The organism is Bradyrhizobium symbiodeficiens (genome assembly GCF_002266465.3).
Lineage (GTDB): Bacteria > Pseudomonadota > Alphaproteobacteria > Rhizobiales > Xanthobacteraceae > Bradyrhizobium > Bradyrhizobium symbiodeficiens.
Genome location: NZ_CP029427.2, coordinates 6991077 through 7007417 on the forward strand (window position 1 = coordinate 6991077; position 16341 = coordinate 7007417).

The window sequence follows — 16341 nt, forward strand, 5'->3', positions numbered from 1 at the left end:
CCTAAGGTTTAGGCCATTTGTGCGGTGTATTCGTGTTCCTCCAGGGAGGGGGAATGCGCCAGGTCTTTTCCACGGTGGCAGCCGGAATGTCTCTAGCCGCAAGGAACGGCTGGGAGGCTTTGGCGCGACGTGGTCCCGTCCTGTGGCTGACCCTGTGCGGCGTGTTGCTGGTCGCGGGCATCTTCAGTGTGACGGCCATGGCCGTCGGCGAATTTCGCGAGCGCACCCTGACCAACCGCGAACGCGAGCTGGAAAACACGGTGCAGCTCATCGCGCGGCACTTCGACCAGCAATTCGAGGATTCCGACGTCGTCGCCGCCGACGTGATCGGGCAGATGAGCCTGATGGAGATCACCTCGCCGGCGATGTTCCGCGAGCGCATGTCCGGCCCGGCGGCGCACCAGATGCTGCGCAGCAAGATCAGCTCGGTGTCCTATCTCGGCGATATCGCGATCTACGATGCCGACGGTGACCTGATCAACTGGTCGCGGCCCCAGCCGTTGCCCAAGATCAACGTTTCGGGCCGGGGCTATTTTCAGACGTTCAAGACCAATCCGCAGTCCGAGCCGGTGCTGCTGGAATCCGTCCGCAGCTTCATCATCAACAAATGGACCACGATCGTCGCACGCCGCTTGACCGGCGCGGACGGCACCTTCCTCGGCGTGATGGTCCGCCGGATCGATCCCGACAGCTACCAGCATTATTTCGCATCTGTCGCGCTGGCCGAGGGGACGGCCATCTCGCTATTCGATCGCGAAGGCAAGATGCTGGCCCGCTACCCGCACCTCGAAGAGCTGATCGGACGGAGCTTCAAGGATGCGCCGCTGATGCAGCAGGTGCTGGCCAAGGGTGGCCAGCAGACGCTCCGCGGCAAGAGTCCGGTCGACGGCGAGGAACGGCTCGGATCGGCGGCGTCACTGACGCATTTCCCGCTGGTCATCATCGCCACCAACACCACGGCCGCGGCGCTGGCCGACTGGCGCCATCAGACCGGCTTCATGGTCACGACCGCCGCGCTTTCGGCAGCCGTCATCGCGCTGATCCTCTATCTGATCATCCGCCTGATCAACCGGCAGAACCGCGAAGCGCAGGAACGGCTGGAAGCGGAGCGGCTGCGGCTCGACACCGCCTTGAACAACATGACGCAGGGGCTGATCCTCTACGACGCGAGCGGCACCATCGTCACCTGCAACCGCCGCTACACCGACATGTTCGGCCTCTCCCACGAGGTCATCAAGCCCGGCTGTCACATCCGCGAGGCGATGTACCACCGCAAGGAGCGCGGCGCATTCGACGGCGACGTCGAGGCGTTTTGCACCGATGTCATGAGGGTCGTTGCCGAAGGCACGGTCTCCAGGCGCACGCATCAGCTGGCCAACGGCCGCGCCTTTCAGGTCATCAACACGCCTCTGGCACAGGGCGGCTGGGTCGCCACGATCGAAGACATCACCGAGCGCCGCAACCTCGAGCAGGAGCGCGATCGCAACCACACCTTCCTGCGCGAGATCATCGACCATATCCCGTCGCAGATCACGGTGAAGGACGCCCGCACCCGGCAGTACCTGCTGCTGAACGGCGTCGCCGAGCAGCTGTTCGGCCATTCGCGCCAGGACGTCGTGGGCAAGACTGCTTTCGACATCTTCCCCGAGGCGCCCGCCGCCCGCATCACCGAAGACGACACCAACGCGCTGCAATCGGCGAAAGGATCGTTCAAGGACGAGCACGCCTGGCAGATGCCCGGCAAGGGGATCCGCTACATTACTTCGACCCGGATCAGGATTCCCGACGAAGCCGGCGAGCCGCGCTATCTCATTCACGTCATCGACGACGTCACCGACCGGCGCCGGGCTGACGAGAAGATCGCGCATATGGCGCATTACGATGCGTTGACCGACTTGCCGAACCGCACGCTGTTCCGCGAGCAGATCGAACGCGAGCTGGCGAAGGTCGCCGACGGCTGCCAGTTTGCGCTGCTCTACATCGACGTCGACGAATTCAAGGGCATCAACGATTCGCTCGGCCACCACGTCGGCGACGAGCTGTTGAAGGCGATCGCGGGCCGTCTCCGCGGCTGCCTCAAGCAGGGCGATCTGATCGCGCGACTGGGCGGCGACGAGTTTGCGGTGATCCAGACCGGGATACAATCCCCTGCCGACGTGCTGTCCTTCGTAAGCCGGATCTACCAGGCGATCCGACAGCCTTATCATTGTCTCGGTCATCAGCTCTCCACCGATGCGAGCATCGGGATCGCGCTTGCGCCGCAGGACGGCACCGATCTCGACCAGCTCGTCAAGAACGCCGATCTTGCGATGTACGGGGCCAAGGCCGAAGGGCGCCGCACCCACCGCTTCTTCGAGCCGGAGATGGATGCGAGCGCCAAGGCGCGCCTGAGCATGGAACAGGATCTGCGGCAGGCGGTGGTGAACGGCGGCTTCGAGATTCACTATCAGCCGCTGGTCGACCTGCGCACCAACGAAGTCTCGGGTTGCGAGGCGCTGCTGCGCTGGCGCCACCCCGAGCGCGGCATGGTGTCGCCGGCCGAGTTCATTCCCGTCGCCGAGGACACCGGCCTGATCACCGAGCTCGGTGACTGGGTGCTGCGCATGGCCTGCAACGAGGCCGCGACCTGGCCGACGCATATCCGCGTCGCGGTCAACGTGTCGCCGGTGCAGCTCAAATGCGACACGCTGGCGCTGCGGATCGCGGGCGCGCTCGCCGCTTCCGGGCTGGACCCGCGCCGGCTCGAGCTCGAGATCACCGAGGCCGTGCTGATCCGCGACGACGAAGCTGCACTCTCGATCCTGCACCAGCTCCGCTCGATCGGCGTTCGCATCGCGCTCGACGATTTCGGCACCGGCTACTCCTCGCTCAGCTATCTCAAGCGCTTCCCGTTCGACAAGATCAAGATCGACCGCTGCTTCGTCGCCGACATCGCGGAGACGAGCGGCGCGCCCGTGATCGTGCAGGCGGTGGTGAACATCGCGGCCGCCAGCAACATGACCACGGTCGCCGAGGGCGTCGAGACCGAGGCGCAACGCGATATCCTGCGTGCGCTCGGCTGCACGCAGATGCAGGGCTATCTGTTCAGCCGGCCGGTACCGGCCAGCGAAGTGCGGAAACTGTTCGGCTCGCGTGACGGCTTGCCCGAAGCCTTGCCGGTGGCGGCGGTGGCCTGATGACGAAACCAGCAAAGCCGTCAAGCAAGTCGCCGGGAAGGACTTCAAGTAAGTCTTCGGCCAAATCCGTCGACGTCGCGGATTCCTATGCCGTGCGGCTGATGCAGCATCTGGTCGTACCGACCTTCGTGATCGACCCGAAGCGCCGTGTCGTGATCTGGAACAGGGCCTGCGAGCGGCTGACCGGCCTCGCCGCATCCGACGTGATCGGCACCAACAAGCACTGGCAGGCCTTCTACGAGACCAGGCGCCCCTGCCTTGCCGACCTCGTCGCGCTCGACCGGCCCGAGCGGCTTCCGGAGTTCTATTCGGAATATGCCGCGCGCGGCCATAACGGGCTCGGCTTTTCCGCGGAGAACTGGTGCACGATGCCGAAGCTCGGCAGCCAGCTCTATCTCGCCATCGACGCCGGTCCGATCCACGACGAGGCCGGACATCTGATCGCCGTGGTGGAGACACTGCGCGATCTCACCGACCAGAAGCGCGCCGAGATGGCGCTGAAGGAGCTCGCCACCAAGGACGGGTTGACCGGCCTGTCGAACCGCCGCTCGTTCGACCAGATGCTGATGACCGAATGGGCCCGCGCCCACCGCACGCAGAAGCCGCTGGCGCTGCTGTTCGTCGACGTCGATCATTTCAAGCTGTTCAACGACCAACACGGCCACCAGATCGGCGACGAATGCCTGCGCGCGATCGCTACGGTCGTCAGCCGGCACGCCGTGCGCCCGCTCGATCTCGCCGGCCGCTATGGCGGCGAGGAGTTCGCGCTGATCCTGCCGGACAGGGATTGCGACACCGCCTGCGTCATCGCCGACGAGATCCGCTGCGCCGTGATGGCCTTGGCGATCGCGCACGGCGCCGAGGGCGCCGGCGACCACGTCACCCTCAGCGTTGGGGTCGCCAGCCACATTCCCGGCGGCGCCGACGGCGGGCCCGACCGGCTGCTGGGCGCGGCCGACGAGGCGCTCTATGTGGCCAAACGCCTCGGCCGCAATCGCGTCATCTGCGCCGAAAGGGTGCTGGCCGAGTTCGCAAGCCTCGGCCGGGAGGCCGCAGCGGTTCCGGGCCCTTTCCGGCGCAAAACCGCCTAAAGCGCAATGTGGCGAGAACCGGTTGCCCGCCCCTCACCAATCGGCTAAATGAACCTCGACTAGCACCCGTAGCTCAGCTGGATAGAGCGTTGCCCTCCGAAGGCAAAGGTCACACGTTCGAATCGTGTCGGGTGCGCCAGTCTTGCCGCCGTCTCGGGCCAGCGCTCACGTCAGCATCGCAACGATCGCCTGGATCTGGTCGGAAGCGGACGAAACCAATCCGTCATATGACGTCTGGCCGTGCGCGGCGGCGTTCAGGATACATTCGGCTACGGCCGCTTTCAGGCCGAACACCGATTGATGGGCCGGTATGCTCGCCATCACCGTCTCCAGCGCTTGACGCATCGTGTGAATGAGCTCGGAGCTGTATTGCATTGGCTGTCCTCCGTGCGCTCATATTAGGTCGCGTCACCATGCTTGCCACTCACAAGCCTGAGATTGCTCTTTGAATTGGTCGAGACCGAAGGTCTCAATTCAAACGCCAGATGGCCGCATTGAGCACGCCGGCAAACGCGACCCAGGCTGCGTAGGGCACGAACAACGCGGCGGCCAGCCTGTCTCGTGATGACTCGATAATGATATAGGTCACGATCGCGACGAACAGGCCGATGAGGACGACGAGCGCGGCGCCGATCTGGTGCATCGTGAACATGACCGGCGACCAGGCGAAGTTCAGCGCGAGTTGCGTCGCCCAGGCCAGCATTGCCTTGCCCGACGGCTCGCGGCGAAAGGTCCGCCAGCCCGCGATGGCGATCATGATGTAAAGGAGGGTCCAGGCCACCGGGAACACCCAGTTCGGTGGCACGAAAGCCGGCTTGGCGAGGGCGGCATACCAGTCTCCGGGGAGATTGGTTGCGCCGATCAGCCAGCCGATGCCGACCACGCCCACCACGAACAACAACAGCTGCAGCATCCATCACCTCGCGCATCCCGTCGCGCAATTGTATCATCTTTCCATGAGCGAATCCGACACGGTGACCGGCGAAGCCCCGCCGGTCCGCAAGATCATTCATATCGACATGGATGCCTTCTATGCGTCGGTGGAGCAGCGCGACAATCCGGAGCTGCGCGGCAAGCCGGTCGCGGTCGGAGGCTCCGCGGAGCGCGGCGTCGTCGCGGCCGCCAGCTACGAGGCGCGCCAGTTCGGCGTTCGCTCCGCGATGCCATCGGTCACGGCGAAGCGGCAGTGTCCCGATCTGATCTTCGTCAGGCCGCGATTCGAGGTCTACAAGGCGATCTCCAGGCAGATCCGCGACATCTTTGCCGAGCACACGCCCATCATCGAACCGTTGTCGCTCGACGAGGCCTATCTCGACGTGACGGAGAACCTGCAGGGCATTCCGCTGGCCCGCGACATCGCGCTGAAAATCCGCGGGAAGATCAAGGCCGAGACCGGTCTCAACGCGTCGGCGGGCATCTCCTACAACAAGTTTCTCGCAAAGCTCGCCTCCGACCATCGCAAGCCCAACGGTCAATTCGTGATCTCGCCGGAGATGGGACCGGCTTTCGTCGAGACGCTGCCGGTCGGCAAGTTCCACGGGATAGGTCCGGCGACGGCTGCGAAGATGAACGCGCTCGGCCTGTTCACCGGTCTCGACATCCGCAACCAGACGCTTGCGTTCATGAATGCGAATTTCGGCAAGTCGGGCGCCTATTACTACTGGATCTCGCGCGGCGTCGACGAACGGCCGGTTCGGGCCAACCGGATCCGCAAGTCGATCGGCGCGGAGACCACGTTCTCGACCGATCTCACCGAATTCGACGCGCTCGCAACCGAACTCAAGCCCCTCGTCGACAAGGTCTGGCGCCATTGCGAGACGACGGGCAACCGTGGCCGCACTGTCACCCTGAAAATCAAATTCGCCGACTTCGAGATCATCACGCGTAGCAAATCCGTCCCGGCGGCGGTTGCAGGCCCGGACGATCTGGAACGGCTGGCCAGCGGCCTGCTCGAAGTCGAGATGCCGCTGCCCAAGCGCGTCAGGCTGCTGGGGGTGTCGCTGTCTGCCCTCCAGGTCGGGGACGAAGCGGAGCCACAACTGACGTTCGGCATTTGAACGGGGCGAGATGCGATCGGCCCCAAGGGATCCGGCCGGGGCGGTTCAATGGCGCACGTGCTCGAACACCACGATCACGCCGGTCGGCTCGGGCTCGTGCGCCATCAGGCGCGTCAGGTCGGAATCGCCCCAATCGGCGAGGCTGACGACTTCCCCGCTCTGCCGATCAGCACCGGGCGATGGTGTGGGCTCGAGGACCTTGAGGCCCATCTCGTCGACGAAGAAGGTATGCTCGCCGAACATGCTGTTGAGCTGCGGCATGGCCGGATGTTCGTCGGGCAGCACCTGAGCGCCGAGTTGGTTGACGGTCTGCTTCACTTGTTCGGATGTGAGCTTCATGAGCTGCTCCGTTTCTGTGTCCGGTTTCATTGGCCGGGCGGGAGCACGTGTTCCCTGCGCCTTAGTCCGCCTGGCTTGAGTCCGAACAGGCGCTGCGCGGGAATGTTCCGGTGAAATGCTTTTCGTGATCGCGCGTTCCATCCGCCGCGCTCGCGGCACGAGATCGCCACAGGATGCGCACGATCCGTCCGCGGTGGGCTAATCGACAGCTTCGACGATCCGGATATCGCGATCCGCACCATCTCCGAGCAGGTCGTGCGCGGCCTTGTAGGCCGGGCTCTCATACGCCGCCTTGGCGCTCGCGACGCTGTCGAACTCGATGAGAACGACGCGCTCCATCTGGCCGAGCTCGAAGACGGCCGCCGGCATCCCTCGCGCGATCACGCGGCCACCCGCCGCTTCGATGGCCTGGCGCGACACGCCGGCGTAGGCCGCCATCGAATCGGGGTTCTTGATCGCGCGATAGGTTGCAACCCAATAGGCCTTTGCCATTGCTCTTCTCCAGGTCGGTGTGAGGGTTACTCGCTGCGGTTCTCGCCCACCGAGAGCGCGCAGATACGTGACATATAGGTATAGGGCAAGCCCGTCTCTTCAGCCCAGGCGTCGAACTGCGCCTGGACCTTGACGAGGTCGCCCTTCGACTTGACCTGTTCGGCAATGTCGAGGCCGGCATCGCGCAGGCAGGCGACCACGTCCCCGGACGTCACAAAGCCGTCCCAGCCGATAAACCGCAGCAGCATCTGCCCGGTGTTGCCGCCGAGCCGGCTGCCGCGCTTGGTCATGAGATCGAGCAGGCCGATCTCGTCAGACGAGGGCCACTTCGCCAGAAACTTGCCGAAGCTGCCATGCTCCTTCGCGATCGCCTGCACGAAGGCAACGTTGTCGCGCACCGACATGATCTTGGCACCGTTGCGCACGATGCGCGCATCGAGCAGCAGGCCTTCCCAATAATCCTCGGGCTGAAAGGTGAGCTTCGCCGGCTGGAAATGCAGGAAAGCGTCCTCAAAGCCGTCCCATTTCGTCTCGATCACGCTCCAGGCAAAGCCGGCGCAAAATACCCGCTTGGTCATTTCGGCGAGGACGCGGTCGTCGCCGAGCCTGGCCAGCCGCTTGAGGTCCGGCTTTGCCGGCATCAGCTTCTCCAGCGCCTTGGGCCCGCCCTTGCGCTTCTCGGCGCGGGCACGAATGGTCTTGAAGGAGGTCATGCGGACACGAGCCGTTGAAGGTGCGCCACGACATCAGAATTCGCTCCACAGGTCCAGTTCCACCGTGATGGAAATGCCTGATGCCGGTGCGCCAAGCGCAATTCATCGAGCGCTTTGCAAACGACGTCGCCGCCCGTGACCGGGCATGCCCGCGGATGGCGGTTGATTTCATCTCATAGTTGTTATTGGATGCCTCCGCCAGTGAAGCAGCCCCAGTCGCCGCCTCGTGGGCCTGTGGTTCATCTAAGCAATCCCGGTAGCACCCTCCGCTCGCATCGTTTTCAGACTGAGCAGAACGACGAGCGGCGGCGCGACCCAATCATGTGAACCATTCCTGCAATGTCCTTTGTCTCGGTGGCGTTCCTAGGTCTGGTTCCCGCGACCTTCCTGCTCTACCACGCCACCTCCCGGCTCGCGCTCCAGAACCTCATCATCCTGGCGGCAAGCTACGTCTTTTACGGCTGGTGGGACTGGCGTTTTCTGCCTTTGCTGGTCGGGATTTCCGTCGTCAACTATGCCGCGGCGATTCTGATCGCCGCGAGCCCTCACGAGCACACAAGAAAGCTTCTGGTCTTTTCCGCGGTCGCCGTGGCGATCGTCGTGCTCGCGATATTCAAGTACTTCAGCTTCTTCGTCGATTCGTTCGTGACGATCGCACAACACGCGGGTCTCAAACCGAACCTGCCGACGTTGCGCATCATCCTGCCGCTGGGCATTTCCTTCATCACCTTCCAGGGCATCGCCTATGTCGTGGACGTTTATCGCGGCAAGCATGTCGCGGAGAGAGACCTCGTCAAGTTTCTCGCCTTCAAGGCGTTCTTCCCGCAACTCGTGGCGGGTCCGATCGAAAGAGCCAGCAATCTCCTGGATCAATTTTCGAAGCCGCGACAATTCACGGCCGATCATGCCGACCGCGCGCTCTGGCTCCTGATCTACGGCTACGCCATGAAGGTCGTGGTCGCCGACAGCCTGGCGATGATCGTCGACACGCTCTTCATTCCGGAACAGCCCTTCGGCTGGTCGGTCGTGCTCGCCACGATCGCCTTCGGCATCCAGATCTACGCCGATTTCAACGGATACAGCCTGATCGCAAAGGGCGTCGCGCTGCTGTTCGGCTTCGAGCTGACTTGGAACTTCCGCTACCCCTACTGGTCGGTCTCGATCAGCGAATTCTGGCGGCGCTGGCACATCAGCCTCAGCACATGGCTACGGGACTATTTGTATATCCCCCTCGGCGGAAACCGTCGTGGCGAGACCATCACGAACCGGAACTTGATGCTGACCATGACTTTGGGAGGCCTCTGGCACGGCGCGTCGTGGACGTTCGTTCTCTGGGGACTGCTCCATGGCACCGTGCTTGCGCTATGGCGCAAAGTGCCCGGGGGAGATGAGCCGCCTTCGACGATTGCTCGCGGCGCCGGCTGGGCCGTTACCATGCTGGTCGTCTTCGTCGGCTGGTTTCTCTTTCGAGCGGCAAACTGGAATTTGCTGGTCGGCATGCTCAGTGCGCTCAGGAACTGGGAATGGGCTCCGGTGCACAGCGCCGTCACGCTCGCGGTGCTATCGCTGACAATCCCGCTGATGCTGCTGGAATGGCAGCTGCAGTCGCACGGGGATTATTTCCTGATTCGCTGCCCTGCATGGATGAAGTATCCGCTGTTTGCAGCCCTGGCGGCTGTGACGATCGCGGCGTCCGGGCACGTCAACGCAACCTTCATCTATTTTCAGTTCTAGGCCATGCTGAAACGCGCGATCCAGCCGATCATGAATTCGCCGCTGATCAATGCGCTTCGGCTTGTCGCAAACAGGTTCGTTCCGGTCGCGGTCTTGACGGCTCTCATCCTCGGGATCGCGAGTTTCATCCATCGGCAGAGCAAGCATCAATGGTCTCGCGGAATCGAGACCTACATCGTCCTCGAGCAGATCAGGCGTTCGGAGCGACTGCCTGCATCCGATCTCGCCTTTCTCGGCGACAGCTCTTGTCTGTTCGGGATTCACGTCCCGACCTTGTTGCATGCGTTTCCGGGATCCAGCGTCGAGGCGTTCTGCACCATCGGCTATGTTGGCCCGGATGGCTACGGTGCCATGCTCGACAAGATGGTCGCCCGCGGTCGCCAGCCCAAGAAGCTCATTCTCGTGTTCAATCCGATCCAGTTCGAGCGCGATCCAAGATGGAATGAGTGGCCGGCCTTCATCAGGAACGACCGTTTCGAACTTCCTTCCGGCCTGACTTTTCCGGCCGGCGGTCTCGAATATATCCGACTGCTGATGGAGCGCACCGTGTACACCCCGCTTCCGGGCGCTTATGCGATCTATTACGGCGGCAAGGACCAGTTCATTTCGACCATATGGAGCGAGCACGGCGGCGCGGTCGAGCCCAACCGAATGCTCGATATTCCTTCGCTGGAAGCTTTCAAGGCCACCCTGCCCGGCCACGTTCTTCTCAAGCCGCTCCCCGCCTCGAAGCCTTTCGTGATCAACGCGGAATTCGAGAAGGCGCTCGACTCCCTGTCCGTGACGCTGTCGAAGTTCGACCGGTCGAAGGTCTATCTCGTCATCTCGCCGGTCAATTCCGTCAATGCTCAGGGCGGCCCGCAGAGCTTCCACGCCGAGGCAGGACAAAGGATTGCGGCTCGGCTTGGCCTCGATCAATCGCAATTCCTGGACACCCCGGACGTGATGCTGGACATCCTGTATGCGCATTATCCGTCGCATTTGCATCGATGGGCGCGGATGATCTACACTGAGCAACTGTCGAAGACTCTGGCTGACCGGGGAATCCTGAAATAGCATCAGGCGGCTGATTGAACGGCCGGCTGGCCCGTCAATTCGCAAGCAATTCGATTTCTCTTAACCAATGGATTTTCGATGCGTTGCCTGGTCGTTGCCGACCTGCATTATTCGCTGCCTCAGCTCGACTGGCTCGTCAGCGCGGCTCCGCAATTCGACCTCGTGATCTTCGCCGGCGATGCGCTCGACATCGGCTCGATAGTGGATTTCCGGGCCCAGATCGTGGTGGTGAAGAAGTACCTCGCGCTGCTCGCCGCGAAGACCCGCGTGATCCTCTGCTCCGGCAATCACGACCTCGACGAGCGCAATGCAGAGGGCGAGAAGATCGCACGCTGGATTTCGGAGGTGCGCGACATCGGCATTGCCTGCGATGGCGACAGCCTCACCATCGGCGACACCCTGTTCACGGTGTGCCCGTGGTGGGACGGGCCGCTCGTCAAGCAGCGCCTCATGGCCCAGCTCGGCGACGCGGCTTCCGGCCGGCTGCCACGCTGGATCTGGGCCCATCACGCGCCGCCGGCGGATTCGCCGACGAGCTGGGGCGGCAAGCGCTTCTTCGGCGACGTCGAGCTGGTGCAATGGATCATGCAGTACCAGCCGTCGATCGTGATCTCAGGCCACGTGCACCAGTCGCCCTTCATCAAGGATGGCTCGTGGTTCGACCGGCTGGGCGAGAGCTGGGTCTTCAACACCGGCCTGCAGCCCGGCCGCCCCCCGACCTACATCGTGCTCGACCTCGACGCAAACAAGGCGTTCTGGCTTGCGGCCGGTGAGGCGCAATGGATCGACCTCAACGCGCCGCTGAAGCGGCCCGCCACGCCCATCGATGCGCCGCCGGACTGGCTCACATCCTTGGATCGGATTGCAGATCCGAGCCTGGCGAGACCTCAACTGGCGGCAGGTTGATCATGCTCTGGAGCACCTCGCCGACCATGGCCAGGTGCGTGCCGTGCCCGGCATATTGCCGCTTGAGATCCGCGAGATAGGTGTTGGCGACGTTGAGCCGCTGCGCCAGCATTTTTGCGATGAGCACCGCGACGCCCGGCTCCTGCTCGAGGAACGAGGCCGCATCCTCGAATTCGTAGATGATGGAATCCGAGCAGGCCCGCACCGTCGCCGTATGCGGCTGCCCCAGCAGCACGGACATCTCGCCCAGTACCGCGCCCGGCTCGGTGACGGTGGCGACCACCATCTCGCCCTTGAGCACTTCGAGCTTGCCCTGGATCAGCACGTAGAGATGGCCGGTGGTACCGCCCTCGGTAACGACGACCGCCCCGGCCTCGACCTGCCGTTCGGTCCCGCCCGTGCAATAGTTCAGAACTGCGCGCATCCTGCGAAGTCTCCCGTCACGGGTTGCAGTAGAGCACGATCCGCGCCGCACCCTTGCTCAAATTTACAGCAAGCCCGGCTAACGCGACAAGCGTTTCGCGAGGTGGACCGACTGCCAATCTCCCAGTCCGGTATCCCTGAAACCTGCCTTCTTCGCCAGGCCGCGCATCTCGGCATTGGTCCGGGCGGTTTCGGCGGCGATCAGCTCGTGACCGAGATCGATCGCGCGCGTTTCCATCGCCGTCATCATCTGAAGGCCAAGGCCCATGCGGTGGAAGGCATCGGCGACCGAGATGGCAAATTCGCCGTGGCGGACGGCCTCGTCATAGGCGTATCGCGCTTCGCCGATGATCCGGCCCTGTCCCTCCTGCCTGAGCTCGGCGAGCAAGGTGAAGTGGTCGAGCCGGTCGGACTTGGCGACGCACTCGGCCGCGACCGCGGAGAGATCGGTTCGTGCGCCACTGAAGCGCTTGTTGCGCGATATCGTGGAAAGGCCGGTGAAATAGACCGAGAGGCTCTCGACATCGGATTCGCCCGCGGTCCTGATGCAGACCATGCCCTTCGTTTCGGCCAATTCGACCGGCTCGACGACGGCTCCCGGAAACAGCTGGGACATGCGCGATGCTTTCAGGCAGGTTGCTGGGACTTGCAGACCTAGCCGAGGCCGCGCACCGGACGCTTGGACGGAGCTGCCAATCATGCGGCTGAAAACGAACAGTTCGTTTCCATGTGCCGCGCGTCACACACGGGAGAGTGAAGGCACCTCCTCGGGCACGATCGCCTGAAGCCCGCCGAAGCGGCGCTCGCGGCCATGGAATGACGCCAAGGCAGCGGCGAGATCGCCGGCGTCGAATTCGGGCCACATCCGCTCGGTGAAGTGCAGCTCGGCATAGGCGCCCTCCCAGAGCAGGAAGTCCGACAGCCGCTTCTCGCCCGAGGTCCGGATGATGAGATCGACGTCGCGCAGGCCGGCTTCGCCGGTGACGAGCTGCGAGAAGGCTTCGCGGGTAAGGCTCGTCAGCGCCGCCGCTTTCGCCGCGGCATTGAGGATGGCATCACGGGCGGAATAGTCGACGGCGATACGCAAATGCAGCGTGGTGCCTTCAGCGGTGGCGTCTTCGGCACGCGTGATCGCATTGGCAATGCCGTCAGGCAACCGGTCGCGGCGGCCGATCACTGTGAGGCGCACGCCGTTCTTGACCAGGCTCTGCACCTCGTTGGCGAGATAGAAGCGCAGCAAGGTCATCAGCGCCGCGACCTCGGCCTTCGGCCTCCGCCAATTGTCGGTGGAGAAAGCGTAGAGCGTCAGCGTGCCGATGCCCTGTTTTGGCGCGGCCTCGACGATGCGGCGGATCGCCTCGACACCGGCCTCGTGGCCGCGCACGCGCGACAGGCCGCGCCGCGTCGCCCATCGTCCGTTGCCGTCCATGATGATGCCGACATGAAGCTTCTCGTTGCGGGACGCACCACTTTGCATCGCAAAGTCTCCGGTCAAAAAAGGGGAAGGATCAGGTCGAGACGATACCGAGGCGACCGAGCGGCGGCGCCTCGCGACCGGCGGCCTTGGCGGCGTCGCGCACCAGGCGCTCGAGCACGGCGAGATAGTCGAGGAAGCGGCGGCGCCCGGTCTTGGTGAGGCGGCAGGTGGTGTGCGGGCGGTTGCCCTCGTAGCCCTTGGTCACCTCGACGAGGCCGGCCTCCTGCAGCACGCCGAGATGCCGGCTGAGATTGCCGTCGGTGAGGCCGCAGAGCTGCTTGAGGTCGGCGAATGCCAGCCCCTTGGGATGCGCCATCAGCGAGGTCAGAAGCCCGAGCCTCGCCTTCTCGTGGATCACACGGTCGAGCCCTTCATAGGAGAAGGGCGCGCTGTCAATCTTCGACATCATGGTCTCCGGATGCGACATAGAGAATGGCCGCCATCACCGACTGCCCGATCACGAAGGGCAGGCCCATGGTCCATGGCGACAGCGTATGGGTCTGGCTCGCGAGCACCACCACCGCGAAGCCGGACACGAAATACCAGGCGCCGGCGAGCGCGACAGTGCGCGGCAGCGAGCGGACGGAGGCGAAAATGCCGAGTGACACCAGGATCTGCCACAGGCCCGGGAGCAGCCACAGCGTCTCGCCCGCGAACTTCCACAACACCACCGCGAGCAGCACACCGGCAACGCCTGCCGGCAGGAACTGCTCGACCGCCTGGTGGATCATGGCGTCGGCCAGACCCGAATGATGGCGGCGCGAACGCGCGCGCATCTCGATCCCGATCATCAGGACGGAGAGCGCGGCAGCGATGAACCAGCCGAAGAAGAAGCCGAGCGGCTCGCCGGTGGGATCGCCCAGCAGCCAGAATTGCAGGATAGCGGTGAGCAGCGCGACGGCGCCGGTCGCGGCCATCGTCGCGGGGCCGTAACCGCGGAACGCGGTACCGGCCGCAATCTGGCTGCGGATCGCTCCGATATCGGCCAGTGCCTTGTCGAGATCGCGCAACCCCAGAACCTCGTTCCGCCCGTGTTTCCGGGATTGCCCGTCCCGTTACTTTGTGATGCAAAGTATATGGCACTGCAAAGCAAACGCAAGCCGAAAGTCGCCGCGAGCGGATTCCGCCGGCCCGGACAACTGCCGGTTGCGCACCCCGTGCTCCCGTAGATAAGATACCGTCCAAGAGCGCCGGGGGGCTGTTATGTGGCTTAAGTCGTTGATCATCGCGTCCTTGTTGCAGGTCGGTATTGCCGGAGCCGCCAATGCGGCGGGACCGTTCGGCAGCGTCAATATCGGCAACTGGATCGGCGGCGCATTCAGCAATGACCAGACCGGCGCCTTCTCCCATTGCGCCGCGACGACGCCTTATGCGAACGGCGTCATCCTCGTCGTAAGCCAGAATTCCGCCGGCACCTGGTCACTCGCTTTTGCGAGTCCCAGCTACCGCTTCAACAAGGGCGAGAACGCCGCGATCGACGTGACCTTTGACGGACGGGAGCAGGCCAGGCTGTACGCGACGGCGTATCAGTCCAACATGCTCACGGCCATCATGCCGCTGAATGTCGTGCGTACGTTCCAGAAGGCGAGCCTGATGGTCGCAACAGCCGGCCGCGCCGTTCTGAATTTCGACCTGACATCGACCGGGCCGGTCATCGCGGCATTGGCCAATTGCGCAAGCAAGGTGAAAGCCGACGGGCTCGACAAGGCCGGCGACTTCACCAAGATTGCGGCGAAGCCCGCCGTGGCCGGCGACAAGCAAGGCGCGCCTCCTGCCAAGCCGGGACGAACCGGAACCTTCACCGGCACTGGCTTTGTGGTCAGTCCCAACGGACATATCGTCACCAACAGCCACGTGATCGATAGCTGCACCGGGGATATCAAGGGCAATCTCGCCGGTGAGGCCGCGATGGTTCTGCGCGTCGTCTCCAGCGACGCGACCAACGATCTCGCGCTGCTGCAGGCGCCGTCAACGGCAGCGTTCAAGGATTTTGCGAAGATCAGGGACCGCTCGATGCACTCCGGCGACTCGGTGGTGGCCATCGGCTTCCCGCTGCACGGCTATCTCTCCTCCGACCTGACCGTGACGACGGGAATCGTCAGCTCACTCAGCGGCTTCCGCAATCACACCGGACGTTTGCAGATCAGCGCGGCGATTCAAGCGGGCAACAGTGGGGGCCCCTTGTTCGACCTGTCCGGCCAAGTCGCAGGCATCGTCGTTGCAAAGCTCAACGCGCTCAGGATGATCAGGGAAACCGGGCAGCTGACGGAGAATATCAACTTCGCCATCAAGACCGGCGCGCTGCGCGACTTCCTCGACAACTCCGTGGTGCCCTACCAGACCGCAGAGCCCAAGGGGGAACTGAAGACTGCCGACATCGCCGCCAACGCCCGCGCCTACACGATGCTGATCTCGTGTACCGGCACGGAACAGGCGGACGCGAAGCGGTAAACCGCTCTGCCCTCAATACGGAGCGACGGGCCGCCCACGCCGCTGCGGCCGCGGTTGCGCCGGCTGCCCCTGACCGTAGGCGAAGCGCGGATTGCGATCGCAGTACAGCAGCCGGCCGGACACGCTGGCCTGGCATTGTTCATAGGTGCTGTAGGCGCATTCGCCGGGATAGTCATATTCACCGCCCTGGGCGCACCACGGATAGTCACGGGCGGCCGCGGGCGTGATGGTGGCGAAACCAGCCAGGACCACCGCACCGAAAGTCAGCAGCACCAATTGCGTCTTGCGCATGATCACTCCTCTTTGGCTGGCACGAGATACGGCGCCATCTATCATCAGGTTTCGCCGCGCCGCTTTATTCCAGATCAACCGAACAAAGCACGCAAGAAAAAAGCCCTGCCATGCGGCAGGGCTCGATTTTCCGGC

General features: G+C 63.7%; 18 protein-coding genes and 1 tRNA gene. 8 read left to right on the top strand and 11 right to left on the bottom strand.

Going from position 1 to position 16341, the window contains the following annotated elements; genetic code table 11:
- The first annotated feature begins 53 nt into the window (after nt 1-53).
- The 3 genes from CIT39_RS32955 (at nt 54) to CIT39_RS32965 (ending at nt 4406) form a co-directional block, all read left to right on the top strand.
- A complete protein-coding gene (locus CIT39_RS32955; protein WP_162308816.1) occupies nt 54-3176 on the top strand; it encodes a bifunctional diguanylate cyclase/phosphodiesterase in 3123 nt (1040 codons plus the stop codon).
- A complete protein-coding gene (locus CIT39_RS32960) occupies nt 3176-4267 on the top strand; it encodes a sensor domain-containing diguanylate cyclase (protein WP_094976174.1) in 1092 nt (363 codons plus the stop codon). The genes CIT39_RS32955 and CIT39_RS32960 overlap by 1 nt, the downstream gene beginning before the upstream one ends.
- A gap of 62 nt (nt 4268-4329) precedes the next feature.
- A tRNA-Arg gene (locus tag CIT39_RS32965) sits at nt 4330-4406 on the top strand.
- A 26-nt stretch (nt 4407-4432) separates the two neighbouring features.
- Here the strand turns inward: CIT39_RS32965 and CIT39_RS32970 are convergent.
- Together CIT39_RS32970 and CIT39_RS32975 are read right to left on the bottom strand one after the other, a co-directional pair.
- A complete protein-coding gene (locus tag CIT39_RS32970; RefSeq protein ID WP_094976173.1) occupies nt 4433-4642 on the bottom strand; it encodes a hypothetical protein in 210 nt (69 codons plus the stop codon).
- 94 nt (nt 4643-4736) lie between these two features.
- Entirely contained in the window at nt 4737-5180 is a 444-nt protein-coding gene (locus CIT39_RS32975) for a TspO/MBR family protein (protein ID WP_094976172.1), read from the bottom strand.
- A gap of 43 nt (nt 5181-5223) precedes the next feature.
- On the opposite strand from CIT39_RS32975, the gene dinB reads away from it, so the two are divergent.
- Complete coding sequence (gene dinB, locus CIT39_RS32980) at nt 5224-6324, top strand: DNA polymerase IV (protein WP_094977012.1); 1101 nt, start codon at nt 5224-5226, stop codon at nt 6322-6324.
- A gap of 45 nt (nt 6325-6369) precedes the next feature.
- Here the strand turns inward: dinB and CIT39_RS32985 are convergent, their stop codons facing one another.
- The 3 genes from CIT39_RS32985 to CIT39_RS32995 all read right to left on the bottom strand — a co-directional run bounded on the left by CIT39_RS32985 (nt 6370) and on the right by CIT39_RS32995 (nt 7868).
- Complete coding sequence (locus tag CIT39_RS32985) at nt 6370-6663, bottom strand: hypothetical protein (RefSeq protein WP_094976171.1); 294 nt, start codon at nt 6661-6663, stop codon at nt 6370-6372.
- A gap of 198 nt (nt 6664-6861) precedes the next feature.
- On the bottom strand, nt 6862-7155 hold the full coding sequence (locus CIT39_RS32990; protein ID WP_094976170.1) for a DUF1330 domain-containing protein: 294 nt from the start codon (nt 7153-7155) through the stop codon (nt 6862-6864).
- A 26-nt stretch (nt 7156-7181) separates the two neighbouring features.
- Complete coding sequence (locus CIT39_RS32995) at nt 7182-7868, bottom strand: DNA-3-methyladenine glycosylase I (RefSeq protein WP_094976169.1); 687 nt, start codon at nt 7866-7868, stop codon at nt 7182-7184.
- 339 nt (nt 7869-8207) lie between these two features.
- On the opposite strand from CIT39_RS32995, the gene CIT39_RS33000 reads away from it, so the two are divergent.
- From CIT39_RS33000 to CIT39_RS33010, 3 genes are all read left to right on the top strand, one after another.
- Complete coding sequence (locus CIT39_RS33000) at nt 8208-9602, top strand: MBOAT family O-acyltransferase (protein ID WP_094976168.1); 1395 nt, start codon at nt 8208-8210, stop codon at nt 9600-9602.
- Nucleotides 9603-9605: 3 nt separating this feature from the next.
- Complete coding sequence (locus CIT39_RS33005; protein ID WP_094976167.1) at nt 9606-10658, top strand: hypothetical protein; 1053 nt, start codon at nt 9606-9608, stop codon at nt 10656-10658.
- A 78-nt stretch (nt 10659-10736) separates the two neighbouring features.
- On the top strand, nt 10737-11564 hold the full coding sequence (locus CIT39_RS33010) for a metallophosphoesterase family protein (protein ID WP_094976166.1): 828 nt from the start codon (nt 10737-10739) through the stop codon (nt 11562-11564).
- Here the strand turns inward: CIT39_RS33010 and CIT39_RS33015 are convergent.
- From CIT39_RS33015 to CIT39_RS33035, 5 genes are all read right to left on the bottom strand, one after another.
- Nucleotides 11503-11988 (bottom strand): Crp/Fnr family transcriptional regulator, encoded by a 486-nt coding sequence (locus CIT39_RS33015; protein ID WP_094976165.1) that lies wholly within the window; start codon nt 11986-11988, stop codon nt 11503-11505. The genes CIT39_RS33010 and CIT39_RS33015 overlap by 62 nt on opposite strands.
- 78 nt (nt 11989-12066) lie before the next feature.
- Nucleotides 12067-12603, bottom strand: coding sequence for a GNAT family N-acetyltransferase (locus CIT39_RS33020; RefSeq protein WP_162308817.1), 537 nt, complete (start codon nt 12601-12603; stop codon nt 12067-12069).
- Between the two features lie 123 nt (nt 12604-12726).
- Entirely contained in the window at nt 12727-13464 is a 738-nt protein-coding gene (locus tag CIT39_RS33025; RefSeq protein WP_094976163.1) for a di-trans,poly-cis-decaprenylcistransferase, read from the bottom strand.
- 31 nt (nt 13465-13495) lie between these two features.
- Complete coding sequence (locus tag CIT39_RS33030) at nt 13496-13870, bottom strand: winged helix-turn-helix domain-containing protein (protein WP_162308818.1); 375 nt, start codon at nt 13868-13870, stop codon at nt 13496-13498.
- Nucleotides 13857-14474, bottom strand: a complete 618-nt coding sequence (locus tag CIT39_RS33035) for a hypothetical protein (RefSeq protein ID WP_094976161.1) — start codon at nt 14472-14474, stop codon at nt 13857-13859. Before CIT39_RS33035 ends, CIT39_RS33030 begins: the two co-directional genes overlap by 14 nt.
- A gap of 193 nt (nt 14475-14667) precedes the next feature.
- Here CIT39_RS33035 and CIT39_RS33040 point away from each other — a divergent pair, with 193 nt between their 5' ends.
- On the top strand, nt 14668-15915 hold the full coding sequence (locus CIT39_RS33040; RefSeq protein ID WP_094976160.1) for a S1C family serine protease: 1248 nt from the start codon (nt 14668-14670) through the stop codon (nt 15913-15915).
- Nucleotides 15916-15927: 12 nt separating this feature from the next.
- Here the strand turns inward: CIT39_RS33040 and CIT39_RS33045 are convergent, their stop codons facing one another.
- Nucleotides 15928-16206, bottom strand: a complete 279-nt coding sequence (locus CIT39_RS33045; protein WP_094977011.1) for a DUF3551 domain-containing protein — start codon at nt 16204-16206, stop codon at nt 15928-15930.
- Nucleotides 16207-16341 lie beyond the last annotated feature (135 nt).